Origin of the sequence: uncultured Tateyamaria sp., assembly GCF_947488715.1 — a bacterium.
Lineage (GTDB): Bacteria > Pseudomonadota > Alphaproteobacteria > Rhodobacterales > Rhodobacteraceae > Tateyamaria.
Genome location: NZ_CANLAG010000005.1, coordinates 278,652 through 295,617 on the forward strand (window position 1 = coordinate 278,652; position 16,966 = coordinate 295,617).

At 61.3% G+C, this 16,966-nt stretch carries 15 protein-coding genes and 1 tRNA gene; 5 read left to right on the forward strand and 11 right to left on the reverse strand.

The genetic code is table 11. The features are described 5' to 3' along the window. Nucleotides 1-13: 13 nt before the first annotated feature. The 6 genes from argB to ttcA all read right to left on the reverse strand — a co-directional run bounded on the left by argB (nt 14) and on the right by ttcA (nt 6,867). Nucleotides 14-877: an acetylglutamate kinase gene (gene argB / locus Q0936_RS13760; RefSeq protein ID WP_299378192.1), complete on the reverse strand. Its 864-nt coding sequence runs from the start codon at nt 875-877 to the stop codon at nt 14-16. 124 nt (nt 878-1,001) lie between these two features. Beyond that, the gene (yihA, locus tag Q0936_RS13765) at nt 1,002-1,655 is read right to left on the reverse strand and encodes a ribosome biogenesis GTP-binding protein YihA/YsxC (protein WP_299142317.1); all 654 of its coding nucleotides are present in this window, start codon (nt 1,653-1,655) and stop codon (nt 1,002-1,004) included. Next, entirely contained in the window at nt 1,652-2,389 is a 738-nt protein-coding gene (locus tag Q0936_RS13770; protein WP_299295115.1) for an MOSC N-terminal beta barrel domain-containing protein, read from the reverse strand. The genes yihA and Q0936_RS13770 overlap by 4 nt, the downstream gene beginning before the upstream one ends. Then, the gene (yidC, locus tag Q0936_RS13775; protein ID WP_299295117.1) at nt 2,389-4,191 is read right to left on the reverse strand and encodes a membrane protein insertase YidC; all 1,803 of its coding nucleotides are present in this window, start codon (nt 4,189-4,191) and stop codon (nt 2,389-2,391) included. The genes Q0936_RS13770 and yidC overlap by 1 nt, the downstream gene beginning before the upstream one ends. A gap of 167 nt (nt 4,192-4,358) precedes the next feature. Continuing rightward, nucleotides 4,359-5,912 (reverse strand): bifunctional diguanylate cyclase/phosphodiesterase, encoded by a 1,554-nt coding sequence (locus Q0936_RS13780; protein WP_299295119.1) that lies wholly within the window; start codon nt 5,910-5,912, stop codon nt 4,359-4,361. A gap of 76 nt (nt 5,913-5,988) precedes the next feature. After that, entirely contained in the window at nt 5,989-6,867 is an 879-nt protein-coding gene (gene ttcA, locus Q0936_RS13785) for a tRNA 2-thiocytidine(32) synthetase TtcA (protein WP_299295121.1), read from the reverse strand. 141 nt (nt 6,868-7,008) lie between these two features. On the opposite strand from ttcA, the gene Q0936_RS13790 reads away from it, so the two are divergent. Beyond that, the gene (locus Q0936_RS13790; RefSeq protein ID WP_299295124.1) at nt 7,009-7,536 is read left to right on the forward strand and encodes a DUF3833 domain-containing protein; all 528 of its coding nucleotides are present in this window, start codon (nt 7,009-7,011) and stop codon (nt 7,534-7,536) included. Between the two features lie 10 nt (nt 7,537-7,546). Here the strand turns inward: Q0936_RS13790 and yidD are convergent, their stop codons facing one another. Genes yidD through rpmH form a run of 3 tightly spaced genes read right to left on the reverse strand, consistent with a single transcriptional unit; the run spans nt 7,547 to nt 8,336 of the window. Then, nucleotides 7,547-7,783 carry a membrane protein insertion efficiency factor YidD gene (yidD, locus tag Q0936_RS13795; protein WP_299295126.1) on the reverse strand — a complete coding sequence of 79 codons (237 nt, stop codon included), beginning with the start codon at nt 7,781-7,783 and terminating at the stop codon, nt 7,547-7,549. After that, nucleotides 7,783-8,157 carry a ribonuclease P protein component gene (gene rnpA / locus Q0936_RS13800; RefSeq protein ID WP_299295128.1) on the reverse strand — a complete coding sequence of 125 codons (375 nt, stop codon included), beginning with the start codon at nt 8,155-8,157 and terminating at the stop codon, nt 7,783-7,785. The genes yidD and rnpA overlap by 1 nt, the downstream gene beginning before the upstream one ends. A gap of 44 nt (nt 8,158-8,201) precedes the next feature. Further along, nucleotides 8,202-8,336 (reverse strand): 50S ribosomal protein L34, encoded by a 135-nt coding sequence (rpmH, locus tag Q0936_RS13805; protein ID WP_005980833.1) that lies wholly within the window; start codon nt 8,334-8,336, stop codon nt 8,202-8,204. Nucleotides 8,337-8,656: 320 nt separating this feature from the next. On the opposite strand from rpmH, the gene Q0936_RS13810 reads away from it, so the two are divergent. The 4 genes from Q0936_RS13810 (at nt 8,657) to Q0936_RS13825 (ending at nt 12,369) form a co-directional block, all read left to right on the forward strand. Continuing rightward, on the forward strand, nt 8,657-9,403 hold the full coding sequence (locus Q0936_RS13810; protein WP_299295130.1) for a TVP38/TMEM64 family protein: 747 nt from the start codon (nt 8,657-8,659) through the stop codon (nt 9,401-9,403). A 6-nt stretch (nt 9,404-9,409) separates the two neighbouring features. Continuing rightward, a complete protein-coding gene (locus Q0936_RS13815) occupies nt 9,410-10,828 on the forward strand; it encodes an FAD-dependent oxidoreductase (protein ID WP_299295133.1) in 1,419 nt (472 codons plus the stop codon). 12 nt (nt 10,829-10,840) lie between these two features. Beyond that, nucleotides 10,841-12,223: a HAMP domain-containing sensor histidine kinase gene (locus Q0936_RS13820; RefSeq protein ID WP_299142293.1), complete on the forward strand. Its 1,383-nt coding sequence runs from the start codon at nt 10,841-10,843 to the stop codon at nt 12,221-12,223. A 69-nt stretch (nt 12,224-12,292) separates the two neighbouring features. Then, nucleotides 12,293-12,369 (forward strand) — tRNA-Arg (locus Q0936_RS13825). Nucleotides 12,370-13,548: 1,179 nt separating this feature from the next. On the opposite strand, the gene Q0936_RS13830 is transcribed toward Q0936_RS13825, so the two are convergent. Next, nucleotides 13,549-13,923: a hypothetical protein gene (locus Q0936_RS13830; protein WP_299298808.1), complete on the reverse strand. Its 375-nt coding sequence runs from the start codon at nt 13,921-13,923 to the stop codon at nt 13,549-13,551. Then, nucleotides 13,907-16,945 carry a hypothetical protein gene (locus tag Q0936_RS13835; protein WP_366865027.1) on the reverse strand — a complete coding sequence of 1,013 codons (3,039 nt, stop codon included), beginning with the start codon at nt 16,943-16,945 and terminating at the stop codon, nt 13,907-13,909. The genes Q0936_RS13830 and Q0936_RS13835 overlap by 17 nt, the downstream gene beginning before the upstream one ends. Nucleotides 16,946-16,966 lie beyond the last annotated feature (21 nt).

Below are 16,966 nucleotides of genomic sequence, written 5' to 3' on the forward strand. Positions count from 1 at the left end.
AGACACGTTTGTGTCAGCGTGGGCGGATGATGGACCCGGCCCCGTGATCGGTGAACAGTTCGAGCAGGCAGGCGTTGGGCGCGCGCCCATCGAGGATGACAACCGCGCGCACGCCGCTGGCGATGGCATCGAGCGCGGTCTCGGTCTTGGGGATCATGCCACCGGCGATGGTGCCATCGGCGGTCATGTCGCGGATCTGGTCGGCGGTGATCTCGGTGACAACCTCGCCTTGCGCGTTCTTGACCCCGGACACATCCGTCAGCAACAGCAGGCGGTCGGCCTTGAGGGCGGCGGCAATGGCACCGGCGGCGGTGTCACCGTTGATGTTGAATGTTTCGCCTTGCTGGCCCGCGCCCAGCGGTGCAATCACCGGGATCATGGCGGTGTCAAAGAGGGTGTGCAGGATCTTGGGGTCCATCTGGGCCGGGGTGCCGACCAGGCCAAGTGCCGGGTCGGTCTGATCGCAGGTCATCAGGTTGGCGTCTTTGCCCGACAGCCCCACGGCCCGGCCACCGGCGCGGTTGATGGCCTGAACGATCCGCTTGTTGACGATGCCCGACAGCACCATTTCGACCACGTCCATGGTGGCCGCGTCGGTCACGCGCTTGCCGTTGACGAACTCGGACTGGATGTCGAGCCGACCCAGCATATCGTTGATCATCGGCCCGCCGCCATGCACCACAACCGGGTTCACGCCGACCTGACGCATCAGCACCACGTCATTGGCAAAGCTGGCCATGGCCTCGTCGGACCCCATGGCATGGCCGCCCAGCTTGATGACGACAGTCGCACCAGCGTAGCGCTGCATATAGGGCAGGGCCTGGGACAGGGTACGGGCGGTGGCGATCCAATCGCGGTTCATGTCTCTGGTCTGCATCTTTCTGAGGAGCCTTGAAGGGTTTCGCCGCTTATCCAGAATTGCGCGCTGTCGCGCAAGCCATGTCCGGCCCCCACCCTGGCCCTCCCCCCTGGGGAGGGGACGCACCTGCGCGGCTGATCTGCTATTCCAGCGTTGCGATGGTGGCACGCAGTGTGGCGATGCCGTCGCCCTTTTCGCTCGAGGTGAGGATCAGTTCGGGGAAGGCGGCGGGGTGTTTGGCAAGGGCCGCACGTGTTTGCGCCAAGACGGCGTCGCGGTCGCGGGCTTTGACTTTGTCGGTTTTGGTCAACACGCATTGGAATGTGACGGCGGCGCTGTCGAGTAGGCTGAGGATTTCCTCGTCGACCTTTTTGACGCCGTGGCGCGCGTCGATCAGCACAAAGGCGCGGCGTAGCGTCTGGCGGCCCGACAAGTATTGCTTCAACAGCTTTTGCCATTTGGCCACGATCGGCAGTGGCGCGTTGGCATAGCCATAGCCCGGCAAGTCGACGAGATAGTGGCTTTCCCCGGCGGTGAAATAGTTGATCTCTTGCGTGCGCCCCGGTGTGTTCGAGGCCCGCGCCAGTCCTTTGCGACCCGTGAGGGCGTTGATCAGCGACGATTTGCCGACATTCGAGCGCCCGGCAAAGCAGACTTCCATCCGGTCGGCGGGGGGCAAGCCGGACATGGCCACGACCCCTTTGACGAACTCGGTTTCGCCGGCAAAGAGCAGGCGGCCACGTTCGGCGGTCTGGGCGTCCGGGTCCTCGGCGATGGGAAAGGGCAGTTGGGTCATAGGGGCATCACCATATCGTCGGTTCGGACGGTGCCGCCGCGGATCACCTCGCAACGGACAGAGAAATACTGGTGGCCAAAGCTGTCCAGGGCGGCAAGCAGGTCGATGTCGCGTTGGCCCGTGTCGGGGTTGGCGGCGGTGGCCACGCAGCGGTCCGTGCGCTCGCGTGGGCGCAGGATGGCGTCGCCCACCTGAATGTCGCGGCCGATCCAGTCGAATTCGACCCATGGGGCCGCGCTGTCGAACCAGATGTTGCCACGCCAGCGGTGCAGCGACAGGGCCTGTTCCATCCGCTCTTCGACGGCGCGGTGCGAGGCGTGGTTGCACAGTGTGACCGAGGCAAAGTCGCTGTCGGTGTAGCCGCGTTCGGGCAGGCGGAACACCGTGGCGGGCAGGGCTCTGTTCTGGGGCACCAGTGGCATCGTCCAGTCCACCAGCGCCTGCGGGTCGGCATCAGGCTTTACGGTCAGGTCGGGCCGGTCGGGGTGCGACAGGGTCAAAAGGCCCGCATCCTCATCGAGGTGTGCGGTGATCGCCATCAGCGACGGCGCTTTGTTGGCGCGGCTGAAATTGGCGCAAGGCGCCCACGCGCCGGGTGCCGCACGGGCCGCGTCATGGGCGATGGCCCACACGCGGTCCCATGGCATGCTCTGGCCCGCAACAAGGTCCACCTGTGCGACACGTTCGCGCCCGTGGCTCTTGATCGGGTGACGCCAGAGCTGCGTGACTTGCATCACTTGCTGTCCGACGCAGACCGCTTCTTGAAGCTGCCCTTGATGTTGCCCAGCAGGTCCGGCTTGTAGCCCTGGCTGCGCATGATCAGGTACTGCTGCGTGAAGGTGATCACGTTGTTGGCAATCCAGTAGACCACGAGACCGCTGGCAAAGCTGCCCAGCATGAACATGAACACCCATGGCATCCAGGCAAAGATCATCTGTTGCGTGGGGTCAGTGGGGGCCGGGTTCAATTTCTGTTGCAGCCACATGGAAATACCCAGCAGCAGCGGCAGAATACCGATAAAGATCAGCGCAACAATCGAACCGGGTGTCGGCCCGTCAAAGGGCAGCAGCCCAAAGAGGTTCATGATCGACGTGGGGTCCGGCGCGCTGAGGTCGGCAAAGGGGCCGAACCAGGGCGCGTGGCGCAGTTCGATGGTGACAAAGATCACCTTGTAGAGCGAGAAGAAGATCGGGATCTGCAGCAGGATCGGCAAACAGCCCGCGGCGGGGTTCACCTTTTCCTTCTTGTACAGCTCCATCATGCCCTGTTGCAGCTTTTGCTTGTCGTCGCCCGCGCTCTCCTTGAGCTTTTCCATCTGCGGCTGAAGCTCTTTCATCTTGGCCATGGAGACGTAGGATTTGTAGGCCAGCGGGAACAGGACCGCCTTGATGATCAGCGTCAGGCCAATGATCGCCCAGCCCATGTTGCCGACCAGCGCGTTCAACTCGTGCAGCAGCCAGAAAATCGGCTTGGTCAGGAAAAAGAACCAACCCCAGTCGATGCTGTCGATGAATTTCTCGACCCCGTCGGACTGGTAGTTGCGGATGGTTTCCCACTCCTTTGCGCCGGCAAACACCTGGCTGGTGACTGTCGCGCTCTCGCCCGCTGCCAGTGTCTTGGTCTGTTGCTTGGCCGTCGTCTGGTAGATGTCGCGGTTCGCGTCATAGAATGTTTCGACCCGTGTGGCGCCTTCCTTGGGCGCGATCAGGACGGTCTGCCAGTAGTGGTCGCTGAACCCGGCCCAGCGCGCGTCCTGCCCGGCGTCGGTGTCGCGCTCGGCATAGCTGTCGAAATCGTTCCAGTCGGTTTCGAGGTACTCGCCCCCTGCGAATTGCACCGCACCTTCGTGCACAACCCAGATGCCAGTCACGTCTTGCGGCAGGCCGTGACGGGCCAGCACGCTGTAGGGGGCAAGGGCCACCTGCGCGCTGCCGGAGTTGGTGACGGTCTGGGTGACGGTGAACATATAGTCTTCGTCGATGGCGACCGTGCGTTCAAAGGCCAGGCCGGAACCGTTGTCCCAGCGCAGGGTCAGGGGTGTTTCCGGGGTCAGGGTCGCGCCTTCGGGGGCTTGCCAGATCGTGTTGGGGCCCGGCACGTCCTCGGGCGACAGGCCAGAACCCGCGGCCCAGCCATAGAGTGCGTAGTAGGCGTCTGCCTCGCCCACAGGGGACAGCATCCGCACGATGTCGCTGCCGGCCTCAAGCGAGACTTTGTAGTCGCGCAGGGACAGGTCGTCGATGCGGCCACCCAACAGAGACACCGAACCGGTCAGGCGGGGTGTTTCGAGCGGGATGCGCGCGGCCTCGGTTGTGGGGGCCGTTTCGTCTGTTGCGGTGGCGGTTGCGGTGGCCGCGTCCGCCGTGGATGGCACAGTTGCCTCACCGCCGGCGGTGGGGGCTGTCAGTTCGGATTGGGTGATGTCCGCACCGGGCTGTGTCTCGGGCTCCGGCGGGGGAAAGAGGACAAACCACACAAGGATCACGAGGAAACTGAGTGCCGTTGCAAGAATGAGGTTCTTGTTCTGATCGTCCATCTGGGACTGCCACCTGCTGTCTGAAACGTTCGCACGGGTTCAACAGAGTGCGGGGCCAAAGGTCAAGCGGATTCGCCTGAATTCAAGGGCACTGCGATGGATTGAGGTGGCAGGTGGCTGTTGAGCGTGGCCCGGCTGGTGAGCCGACGGTGCGCTGCCTGTGCTGGTCAGCCGCGTTTGGCCTTGCGGGTTGGGATTGTGGGCGCCTCTTGCAGCTTGGCCTCGTGGGTTCGGACCCAATCCAGTGTTTTCTCAAAGGGCATCGGACGTGCGATGCCGAACCCTTGCACGAAATCACATCCCAACTGCGCCAGCAAAGCGTGTTCGCCCACGGTTTCTACCCCTTCGGCGAGGGTTTCGACATCCAGCCGTTCGGCCATTGTAAGGACGGCACTGATCATCCGTTGTTGATCGGGGTCGCGGTCCGCCTTCATGACGAAAGACCGGTCAATCTTGATCCGCCCCACACCGAACCTACGGATCGACGAGATCGAGGCGTTGCCGGTGCCAAAGTCATCCAGATCGATGCGGCAGCCCAATTCGGACAGCGCGTTGATGTTGCGCGTGATCGTGTCGTCCGAAGTGTCGGTGACCACGGTTTCCAGTATTTCGACGGCTAGCCGATCGGGCGTCAGGTCGAAACGGTCAAGCTCCCAACGGATCTTGTCGACGAGGCGGGGATTGTTCAATTCGGACCCGCTGAAGTTCACGCCGACATGGGGGATGTGCAGGCCCGCGGAATCCCAGGCCTTGAGCGCGGTGAATGCATGGTAAATCATGACTTCGGCCAGGCGTTCCAGCAATCCGGCATCTTCGATGGCGGGCAGAAATTCGGCGGGCGAGATCGCACCGCGATCCGAGTGAATCCATCTGGCCAGCGCCTCGAATCCCGTCACTTTTCCGGTGTCGGTCGAGATCTGGGGCTGGAACCACGGCTGGATCTGGCCGCGTTCGAGGGCGGCGGCGACCTCGTCGCGCAGGTTGGCGCGGGTTTTCAGGCGGGAATGCAGTTCGGTGGAATAGGCGCGGACGGATGTGGGTCCACGGCGCTGGGCCTCGTGCAGGGCTGCGATGCTGCCGTTGATCCAATCGCGCCCCGTGTCGCGCGGCGCGCGCGCCAGCAGGCAGAACCCGATGCTGGACGACATGTAGACCGAGGTGCCGTCGATGGCGATTGGCTCCTCGATAGCTTGCTGGATGCGGCCGCTGAGTTGGATACAGCTTTCGAGATCGAGGTGGCGCACCTGTTCGAGGCAGACGCCGAAACGGCAATCCCCAATGCGGCTGACAGTGTCCTGTTCGCGTGCGGCGGCCATGATACGGTCGCCCACGGCCTTGAGCACACGGTCCACGGCGCCGGGTTCAAACCGATCCTTGAGCAGAGAAAATTCATCCAGTTCGATGGCAAAGATGGCGCTGGTCATCGTCGCGCCGCGCAGCTCGTCCCGCAGGGCATCGGCATGGGCGGTAAACGCGTCAGAGCCGACCAAGCCACCGTTCTGTTGCCCGCGCGCGGCATTGGCAATCCACGCATCCATCCCACCCAGCAGCAGCCACGCCACAGGGGCCGCTACAGCGACGAGCATCAACGCCGCCTCACCCCCCAGCCAGAACCCGGCCAACGTCAGCGCCGGGACAAAGGCCAGCATCTGCGGACCGGACAATGCGGTTGCAAGCCGTTTTCGAAAAACGGCAAATGTCCGGGGCAAGCGAATGCGCATGTGACTTTCCTTCAGGTGACGCCCGCTTGGGTTCAGCAAGCAGCCCCTGTGGTAAAAGCCGTTGGTAAGCCGGTGTTTAACGCAGCGCCGGAATGTCGTCCGGATTTGCCTCAATTTTTTCCGATCTCAGGGCAAGTCCGGCGAAATCAAAGAGTTTCGGGTCCAAAAGGTGCGAGGGTCGCGCGTTCATCAAAGCGCGAAACATCACTTGCCTGCGTCCGGGGCTGTTCGCTTCCCAGCCGTCGAGAATCTGTTTGACCTGTTGGCGTTGCAAACCGTCCTGGCTGCCGCAGAGATCGCAGGGGATGATCGGATAGTTCATCGCGCGGGCGAATTTCTCGCAATCGGCTTCGGCCACATGCGCGAGGGGGCGATAGACAAAGAGGTCGCCCTCTTCGTTCACCAGCTTGGGGGGCATTGTTGCCAACCTGCCGCCGTGGAACAGGTTCATAAAGAACGTCTCGAGGATGTCGTCGCGGTGATGGCCCAGCACCACCGCAGAGCACCCTTCCTCGCGGGCGATGCGGTAGAGGTTGCCGCGGCGCAGGCGTGAACACAGCGCGCAGAACGTCCGCCCCTGGGGCACCTTGTCGACGACGATGGAGTATGTGTCCTGATATTCGATCCGGTGCGGCACCTGCATCCGTTCGAGAAAGGCGGGCAGCACGGTTGCGGGAAATCCGGGCTGGCCCTGATCGAGGTTGCAGGCCAGCAGGTCAACCGGCAAGAGGCCGCGCCATTGCAGCTCGTGCAGGACGGCGAGTAGGGTGTAGCTGTCCTTGCCGCCGGACAGGCAGACCAGCCATTTCTGGCGCGGACCATCGGGCGAAACCATGCCGTAGTGATCGACCGCCTCGCGGGTGGCGCGCACGATGCGTTTGCGCAACTTCTTGAATTCGGTGGTGCCGGGCGCGCCGGAAAAGAGCGGGTGGATGTCGTCGCTGTCGTCAAGCATGGCTGCGCCTCGCGGGGTGGTTTGAGCGCTGTATAGCACGGGGTCAGTGAACCAAAAGGGGGGCTGGTACGTAATCTTGACACCCGAGGCCCGACGGGCGTGGGTGCGAAAGCTGGACCTTTCGCATGCGAAAGGTTTGAAATGATTAACAAAATACTAATTGTGGTGATGATGTTGGCTCTGGCCGCCTGTACGGGCAAGCCGGGGGCGGATGATCCGTTGCTGTCCGAACAGCGCCTGAACCTCGAAGAATTCTTTGACGGGCAGGTCGTGGCCAAGGGCCAGTTTCAGGACGTGTTCGGCACAGTGCGCCGCCGGTTCGACGTGGAAATCAACGGCACGTGGGACGGAGAGACGCTGCGGCTGGTCGAGGATTTCGCCTATGCGGATGGCAGCACCGAGCAACGCATCTGGAGCCTGACCAAGACCGGGCCGGACAGTTGGACCGGCACCGCGCCGGGTGTGATCGGCGTGGCCACGGGAGAAGAGCGGGGCGACACGTTCAACTGGCGCTATACCATCGACCTGCCGGTGCCGGACGGCACGCTGCGGGTGACATTCGACGACTGGATGTGGCTGCTGTCTGAGGACCGCCTTCTGAACCGGGCCTATATGAAACGGGGCGGCGTGGACATCGGAGACGTCATCATCACCTTTGAAAAGCAGTGACGCGCGGCGGTCAGGGGTCGTCGCGTTCCGGCGGCACCGGGTCATAGCCGTGGCCCCCGAGGGGATGGCAACGCCCGATGCGGCGCGCGGCAAGCCATGATCCACGGATCGCGCCATGCTTTTCCAACGCTTCCATCGCGTAGGCGCTGCAGGTGGGCTGATAGCGGCAGTTGAAGCCAACCCAGGGCGAGAACACGAGGCGGTAGGCGCGCACCGGCAGGGACACGATCATGGCCAGCGGGCTCATCACGTCATCCGCCCCAGCGCGTCGCGCAGATCAGACACCAAAAGGTCAAAGGGGCGCGTGGCCGTCACATTCGCCCGTCCCACCAGCACATAGTCGGTCCCGACCGTTCCGTCATGGGGCAGGACAAGGCGGGCGATTTCGCGCAGGCGCCGCTTGGCGCGGTTGCGGGCCACGGCGTTGCCGACCTTTTTCGAGCAGGTATAGCCGATGCGCACATGGTCCGTGCCATTGCCCGCGCGGGCCTGAAGGATAAAGCCGGGCATCGCCACCCGCCGGGCACGGGACGCCCGCAGGAAATCGGCGCGTTTGGTCAGGACCTGCAAACGCAAAAGCCCCGCCGGTGGCGCATCAGGAGCAGCGGGTGTGCTGGTCACTGGAGCCTCCGGCGGGGTCAATCTTGCAAACCGTTTAGGCGCGCTTATGCGCTCAACGACTTCCGGCCGCGGGCGCGACGGGCGTTGAGGATCTTGCGGCCGGCCTTGGTCGCCATGCGGGCACGGAAACCGTGACGCCGTTTGCGCACGAGGTTCGAAGGTTGGTAAGTGCGTTTCATCGCAGTGGCTCCGGTATCTTTTGGCCTGTTGCCCGCGGATTCGGGACAAGGCAGTATTCGAAGCCCGTCCTCTAAAGGGGCAGGGGGGGCAAGTCAAACCCCAGAAGCCCGAAAAAGCCGCCGCCCTGCAACAAATCGCGTTCATGCCCTGTAGATATGTTTCAGTCAGGGTGCCGACAGGCTGTGGTTCTCACGAAATCGGCCAATTGTGTTCAAGGGACCGTGAGCGGGCCTGTTTCATAGCCCCTTTGGCGTGCATTTAGGGCACAACGCACCCAGAACCGGGTGACAAGATGGCAGATGACAACAAAGGAACAGGCATGTCCGATACCAGCCAATCCCAAAAGTGCGGCCCCCAGAAGTCTGGGTTCGTGCGGCACGTGCCGTTGCTGAGCATTGCTGTTGTCGCGGGCATCGGTGCCTTTGCGCTGCGCGACTATTTCAGTTTCCAGACACTGGCCGACAACCGCGAGGCGCTGCTGGCGTTCCGGGACAGCAACTATGTGGCGACGGCGGTGGTGTTCATGCTGGCCTATATGGTTGTGGTCGCCTTTTCCCTGCCGGGGGCGTCGATCATGACGCTGACAGGCGGGTTCCTGTTTGCCACGTTCCCCGGTGCGCTGTTCAACGTGGTCGGTGCGACCATGGGGGCGGTGGGCATCTTTATGGCGGCCCGTTGGGGGCTGGGCGCACGGCTGTCGGCCAAGATGGACACAAGCCAGGGCGCCATCAAGAAGATCAAGGAAGGCATCGACGAAAACCAGTGGTCCATGCTGTTCCTGATGCGGCTGGTGCCTGCGGTGCCGTTTTTCGTGGCCAATCTGGTGCCTGCGCTGGTGGGTGTGCCGCTGAGCCGTTATGCGATTTCGACCTTTCTGGGCATCATTCCAGGGGCCGTTGTCTATACCTCTGTGGGCGCGGGTCTGGGCGAGGTGTTTGACCGGGGCGAGACGCCTGATCTGGGCATCATCTTTGAACCTGCGATCCTGTTGCCTATTTTGGGTCTGTGTGCCCTCGCGGCACTGCCCATTGTACTCAAGGCCGTGCGCGGCAAAAAAGGTCTCTGAACCCCTATGAAACGTATCAAGACTGACATCCTGGTCATTGGCGCCGGGTCTGGTGGGCTGTCTGTGGCGGCTGGTGCTGTGCAGATGGGCGCACGTGTGACCCTGTTGGAAGGGCACAAGATGGGCGGCGATTGCCTGAACTATGGATGTGTGCCGTCCAAGGCGCTGATTGCCAGTGGCAAGGCGGCCCATGGTCAGGCGCACAGTTCCGTTTACGGTGTGGCCGATGCGGTGCCGCAGATCGACTATGCCGGGGCCAAGGATCACGTGCGCAGCGTCATTGCGCAGATCGAGCCGGTGGATAGCGTGGAGCGGTTCGAGGGCTTGGGCGTCGAGGTCATTCAGGCGTTCGGGCAGTTTATCTCGGACACCGAGGTGCAGGCGGGTGACACGGTCATCACTGCGCGCCGGATTGTCATCGCGACCGGGTCCAGCCCGCTGGTGCCACCCATCGCGGGCATCGACACGGTGCCGTACCTGACCAACGAGACGCTGTGGGACCTGCGCGAGCGGCCCGAGCATCTGGTGGTCATCGGCGGCGGCCCCATCGGCATGGAGATGGCGCAGGCCCATGTGCGGCTGGGGTCCAAGGTGACGGTGATCGAGGGCGACAAAGCGCTGGGCAAGGACGACCCGGAGGCGGCAGCGGTTGTGCTGGAGAACCTGCGCGCCGAGGGCATCGAGATCCTGGAGCAGGCCAAGGCCGCCCGGATCGAAGGCAAGGCGGGGGCCATCACGGTCCACACCGAAGACGGGCGGGTGGTGCATGGCACGCATTTGCTGGTCGCGGTGGGGCGCACGTCGAACACAGACAAGCTGAACCTTGAGGCGGCGGGGATCGAAACCACCCGCACGGGCATCAAGGTCGATGACAGCCTCAAGACGACCAACCGCCGGGTCTATGCCATCGGCGATGTGGCGGGCGGGCTGCAATTCACCCATGTGGCGGGCTATCATGCGGGTGTGATCATCCGCTCGATGCTCTTTGCGCTGCCGTCCAAGGCCAAGACGTCACACATCCCGTGGGCGACATACACCGACCCGGAACTGGCGCAGGTGGGCCTGACCGAGGCGCAGGCGCGCGATGCCCATGGGGACAAGCTGGAGGTCGTGCGGTTCCATTTCGAGCACAACGACCGGGCCATCGCCGAACGCAAGACCAAGGGCCTGATCAAGGTTATGGTGATCAAGGGCCGCCCTGTGGGGGCCACCATCGCGGGCCATCAGGCGGGCGAGTTGATCAACCTGTGGGCGCTGGTGTTGGCCAACAACATGAAGATGAGCCAGGTCGCCGCCATGGTGTCGCCTTACCCAACCATCGGTGAGGTCAACAAACGCGCCGCCGGGGCCTATTTCACCCCCAGATTGTTCGAAAGTGATCTGGTCAAGCGGGTGGTTGGGCTTGTGCAGCGCCTCATTCCCTGACCACATAGTACGATGTTGAACTCACTTTCCGGCCGCTTTCTGATCCTGACCACGATCTTTGTGATGTTGGCCGAGATCCTGATTTTTGTCCCCTCCATCGCGCGGTACCGCGAGGAATACCTGCTGACCCGTCTGGAACGGTCGCAAATCGCGTCGCTGGCCCTGTTGGCCGATGACATGATCGACAGCGCGCTCGAAGAAGAGCTGCTTGAAAATGCGGGCGTGTTCAACGTGGTGCTGCGCCGTGACGAGGTGCGGCAACTGATGCTGGCCACACCCATGCCGCAACCCATCGATGCGACGTTCGACCTGCGCGAGGGGACGGCGATGGTGCTGATCCGCGACGCGATGATGCGGTTGATTGAGCCCGAGAACAAGGTGATCCGCGTGATTGGCGCGCCGGTCCGCGAGGCCGGGTTGCTGATCGAAGTCACGATGGAGACCGCGCCCATGCGCGCGGCGATGATCGACTACGGTGTGCGTATTCTGGTGCTATCGGCGGTGATTTCGGTGTTCACCGCGATGCTGCTGTTCTTTGTTGTTCGGGCGATCATCGTCAAGCCGATCCGCGGCGTTGTGGGTCACATGCAGCACTACGCCGCCGCCCCCGAAGACGTGCGCCGCGTGATCACGCCCAGTGCCGGTGTGACCGAGCTGCGGGAGGCCGAAGAGGCGTTGCGCAGCCTGCAGACAGAGCTGATTTCGGCGCTGCGCCAAAAGGACCGGCTGGCGCAGCTTGGCTCTGCGGTGTCCAAGATCAGCCACGACTTGCGCAATATCCTGACCTCGGCCCAACTGTTCACGGACCGGATCGAGATGTCCGAAGACCCGCTGGTGCGACGCATGGCGCCCAAGCTGGTGGGGTCGATCACCCGCGCGGTGCATCTGTGCGAAAGCACGCTGGCCTTTGGCAAGGCCGAAGAGCCCAGCCCGACGCTGACCATGCTGACGCTCGACGATCTGGTGGCGGATGTGCTGGACAGCGAACGGCTGGCGGTCGGGGATCACGACCTGTCGCTGAGCGAGAGCATTCCGCCCCTGTTCACCCTGCGTGCCGACAGCGAGCAGCTGTTTCGCGTGATTTCAAACCTGGTGCGCAACGCGCGTCAGGCGATTGTTGCGAACGGCCAGCCCGGCGAGATCAGCGTGTCCGCCTATGAGGACGACGACACCTGGTGGATCGAGATCGCGGACACCGGGCCGGGCCTGCCGCCAAAAGCGCAAGAGCACCTGTTTACGCCGTTTCAGGGGGGCGTGAGCAAGGGCGGCACGGGTCTGGGCCTTGCCATTGCCCAAGAGCTGATCCGCGGCCATGGCGGCGCGCTGGAGCTGGACCGGACAGGGCCGGGTGGCACGGTTTTTTCGATCCGTCTGCCGAAAGGTGACGGTATTTGAGGATGGACCCGGTTTTCCCGGATTACCCCCTTGCATTGCCCCGAACACAGGACTAAACCGCCCGCCAGTGGACCGATAGCTCAGCTGGATAGAGTACCTGACTACGAATCAGGGGGTCGGGGGTTCGAATCCTCCTCGGTCCGCCACTACCTAAATTGCGAAGCGAGACGTAGATCTTCCTATCGCGCCAAGCTCTTACCCGTTTTGACACTCTGCGCCTCCACCCTGGCGGCGCATGGCGTTTGGCTTGTCCAAATCTCCTGAGCCTGCGGCTTGTATTTGAGATCGGCCTGACAGAATGTGTTGGGACGGCGGGAAACGGACCTTCGCTGCAATTGCATCGATTGTTGAAAGTTGCGGTAAAGCCGGCGTTCTTCTTGAGTTGTTCGACTGTAACCCAGTCTTCAGGCTCTATGTCAGTTCCGGAGTCGAACGTTCTTTGAAACTGCAAAATCGAAATTGATACATCAAGGCACTTGGATTGGAGAGTGAGCTCCCGGAGAGGTAATGGCCCGCGACTGAACAACCAGATCCCTTTTTTGGTGCTCCAACGCTTCTTCGGAAAGAAACCCCTTGCTTGAACCGTTGATCTCGGATGCCGCCAATTCAGGCGAGGCCATACCGGACTGGACAAAGATACCACATTCGGGCTGCACTATGCGTCTCATTCCGCGACGCAGTGACAATGCATGAGTGTCAGTCGTGAAACAGAGACAGTCGCTCAACTTGATGTCGGGCGCGCTGTTGTATGGTGGACGTTTCCGGGTGCCGATCGTGATCGACGACTTCAGCCGGGAAGGTTGCTGCATCACGGACCCTATCCACTGGTGTGGATTTTGTTGGGCTAAGTCCTGTAACCCCAAGAAGGAGATCGACTTTTGAGTTCGGCTCCGTTGAGTGGTCAAAGTGGTGATCAAGGACACCAAGTTCAGCACGGGCATTGCAGCCGTGAGCCGTAGGTACGGCAATTGTGACCGCTTGCAGCTTGGAGTAACGCGCATGCATTTGCTTTCAGGTTATTTGCGCCAAAGAACCATTGAGCCCGTTAGGTGTCTTGATGGTAGTAAATGCAATTTAGGGCTGAATTCGACACAATATGAAAGCGCTCAACGAACAGAAATTCAAAGCGCAAACCGCAAGGGTTGCTCACGAACTGGTATTGGTAATACCAGTGAACCTCGGGGAATAGATCTTCATAGTGTCGCGACAAGTTTTGCGTGTGGCGCAAACAACCAAGTTAAATCAAAGATAAGAACGAATGGCGCCGACGTGTATAGGCGTGGCTTCAGTTGAGATGGAATAGGCTCAGAACATATCAGGGTGTTCTATTTCACTCCGCCGAGTTCCCGGATCATCAAGTCGACAGCGGCGTCTGTTGACGTGTGAGCCAAGTCTACCGACGCGCCTGAGGGAAACGTAAGGTGTGCGGAACCGTCGGCCTCTGCCAACTTTTCCTTTAGGGCTTCGAGCGTACGTTTGATTTCGCGCCTTTCGAGACGGTCTTTGATCTCAAGTGTTGCCAATATTGCACCGGGGACGGTCAGAACCAAAGTTGCGGCGACCAATATCGTTGCCGGGTCACGGGTCTGGATGGTCGGCGGGGTATTGCGTGTGGCGGTCGGCGCGACCGTGGCCAATGCCCCCATCAGCGCGCGGGCCTCTGGATCTACAGACTGCGCGCATTCAAGCGTCAGGGTCATCGTGGTCTCCGAACAACTCGCGTAGTTGGTCAACGTGCGCGAGGCCTTGTTTGTAGTTCAGGGTCTCAAAGGACTGCGCTGTGACGTCCAGGACTCTATGGGCAAGTGATTTTGCTCCGCCTGCCGCCAGGATTTGCGCAAGTAGCACGCCTATCGCACCGATGGCATCACTGCGTTGCAACTGCATGGCGCCGCGAAAGGCCTCATCCAGTTCTTCAACAATGGTTTGGAACTCGCTAGATTCGTGATCACTACGTTCAAGCCGTATCTTGGCGCAAGAGAATTTGATGTGCACTATGCTGTCCAGATCGCCCATTGCCTCAACGGCTGCCAAGCGCGATAGATGTAGGGCGAGAGCACCATCTAGATCGCCGCGCCTCTGCAGGATATTTGCGACTTTACCCTTTGTGATGCCTATTTCGCGTTTGTCGCTAAGGTCTTCAAAGACCGGGAGCAGTTCAGTCTGGAGAATATGTAACGCACCGTCGAGATCGCCGCGTGTCAGCAGGATGTCCGCGATTTTGCCCTTTGTGATTGCTTCCTCTCTTTTGTTGCCAAGGTCTTCAAAGACCGGGAGTTGTTCCTTTTTTCGAATGTGCAACGCAGCGTCGAGATCGCCGCGCGTCTGCAGGATGTCTGCGATTTTGCCCTTTGTGATGGCTATCGATCGTTTGTCACCGAGTGCCTCATAGACCGGGAGCTGTTCCGTTTGTCGAATGTGCAACGCAGCGTCCAGATCGCCGCGCGTCTGCAGGATGTCTGCGATTTGGCCTTTTGTGATAGCGATCGATCGTTTGTCGTCGAGTGCCTCATAGACCGGGAGTTCTTCTGTTCCACGGATGTGCAACGCAGCGTCCAGATCGCCGCGCGTCTGCAGGATGTCTGCGATTTGGCCTTTTGTGATAGCGATCAAGCGTTTGTCGTCGAGTGCCTCATAGACCGGGAGTTCTTCTGTTTCACGGATGTGCAATGCGCCATCAAGATCGCCGTGGCGCATAAGTCGATCTGCATAAAGCCCTTTGATCTGCGCCATCGGACCGTCTTCGATATCTTGTCGCCCCAGCGCTGCATCGAGCAGTTGATCCTGAAACGTCACAGCAGCAACCTGATCGGCCGCATTGATGCTGTGGCCCAGAAACTGTGCAGAAGGGGGATGATCAAGCCTTGTGAGTTTGGCAAACACCGGTTCGGCCAGAGCAACTGCTGCGGGTGGTTTTTGGGATAAAATAAAAAGAAAGATAATCGCGGCGGTGGCCGCTGCATCAAGGACAGCACTGTTTGGGACCGGTGCTTTGAGCGCATGAACGGTTGTCTCTACCGCGCGCATGTCAAATGGGAAGTCGCCGTCGCTGTCTTGCCAGGCGGAGGTCAGCGCGGGGAGTGCTGCCTCTGCAATGGCGGCCTCTGTCGCGGTATCTGGAGTTTCTGCAAGCGGCCGTGCCAGCGGGTTGATCGCGATATGTTGGACCTTTGGCATGCTTGCCCATCCCGCTTGCTGACCATGGTCGTCCAGCAGCCCTAGCGCGAGAAGCGTGTCGATCGGGGTTTCGGGATCTGCGATATGGGCCGCTGCCATAGCGTCCGACAAGGCGGCGCGCGGAATGGGAACGCCGGGTGAGAAGGCGCTGGCGACAGACAGCGCAAGCCGTGTGGTCCCGTCGAGCACTTCTTCGTAGACCCCGAATGTCATCCGCGTGAAAAAGTCGCCCACGTCTTCGCCCTCGGGCGGTGTGTTCCCACTGGCAAGGAAAGCCTCGACCGTGGCGAGCGCGGTTTCAGCCTGGCTTGCTGCCCCCTTCAACAAAGGTTGCGTCAATACATCCTGCAAACCGGGGTTCCCGCCTGAAGCTGCCAAGATGCGGTGCACGAGGGCGTTGTCGATGTCTTGCGTTTGGGCCGTTTCGTTTTGCTCTGAGATGCGCGCCCGTTCGCGGGCTTGCCATTGCTTCATTCGTTCCCGGTCATTCATCGGCGTGAGCGGTAGGCGTTCGACAAAGGGGGTCGTCAGGTCCTGGCCCTGGGCATCGGGTATGGAGAAGTCATAGCGGCAGGTGACCATCAACCGCGAGGTCACGTCCGGTTGGGCAAAGGCCCGGAACACGGCTTGCAGGTCTGCAAGCAGATATGGCTTGGGCTCGACGACCGGTTTCTGCGCGGTTGGCGTTTCCAGCGAGTTCTCAAAGTCGTCCAGCACAAGGAATATCGGCTCTTTTTTGAAGGGTCCGGCCAGCAAGGATCGCAAAATTTCCTCGAATGTCTCTGGCGAGGTGTCCAGCGCGGTCTGCATTTCAGCGAGTTGGCTCTTGAGGCTCTTGGCCTCTGTGCTGCCAAAGGGCAGTGCATCCGCCATTTTGTCGGCGGTTTCCTTGAGCTGAGCAAAGATCACCTGTGAATTCGCGCTGCCCAGTTCCGGTTTGGGGCTGACCACCACAACAGTCCGGAAAGTCGTAAGGCGGCCGGCAATTCGTGCAGCGAGGCTGGATTTGCCCAGATTGCCAATTCCGTGCGCCAGCAGCGCTTGCCGTCCTTGGCGCAGTGTTGAAATGGCGCGTTGTATCATGCGCCGCCGCCCGACAAAGGTTTCGGGCCCGGCCACCTTGATCTTGTTTCTACTGTCGAGGAAGGCCGGTTCGGCCACGGGTGCCTCGCGTTGGTCAGATCCGGGGCTGCAGATGGGACCACCGCCCTCTGCACCGAGATACACTCTCGCCAGATGCCAGTGGCTTCCGTTTTCCGGATCCTGGCTCTGCGACTGCAGCAATTCCCTGCGCGCCATCGCAGCCGCAGTTGGGACTTCGCGGCCCTTGGACAAGGCACCGTAGAAACACGTCGCAAAGGCCGAGGCATCATGATCATAGACAGAGCCATCCCAGCCCAGAACGTTTGCCACACCGCGGACCAATTCGCGCACATAGGGCTCGGCTGTTTCAGCAATTGGCTCAAGCTGGTCGCCGCCCGCATCCCGCAGTTTTGCACTGCCGGTAAATCTCGTGGAACTGGCGCCGAACCCCTCGCGGCGCATACCTGTCGCGCCCCGCAGCAA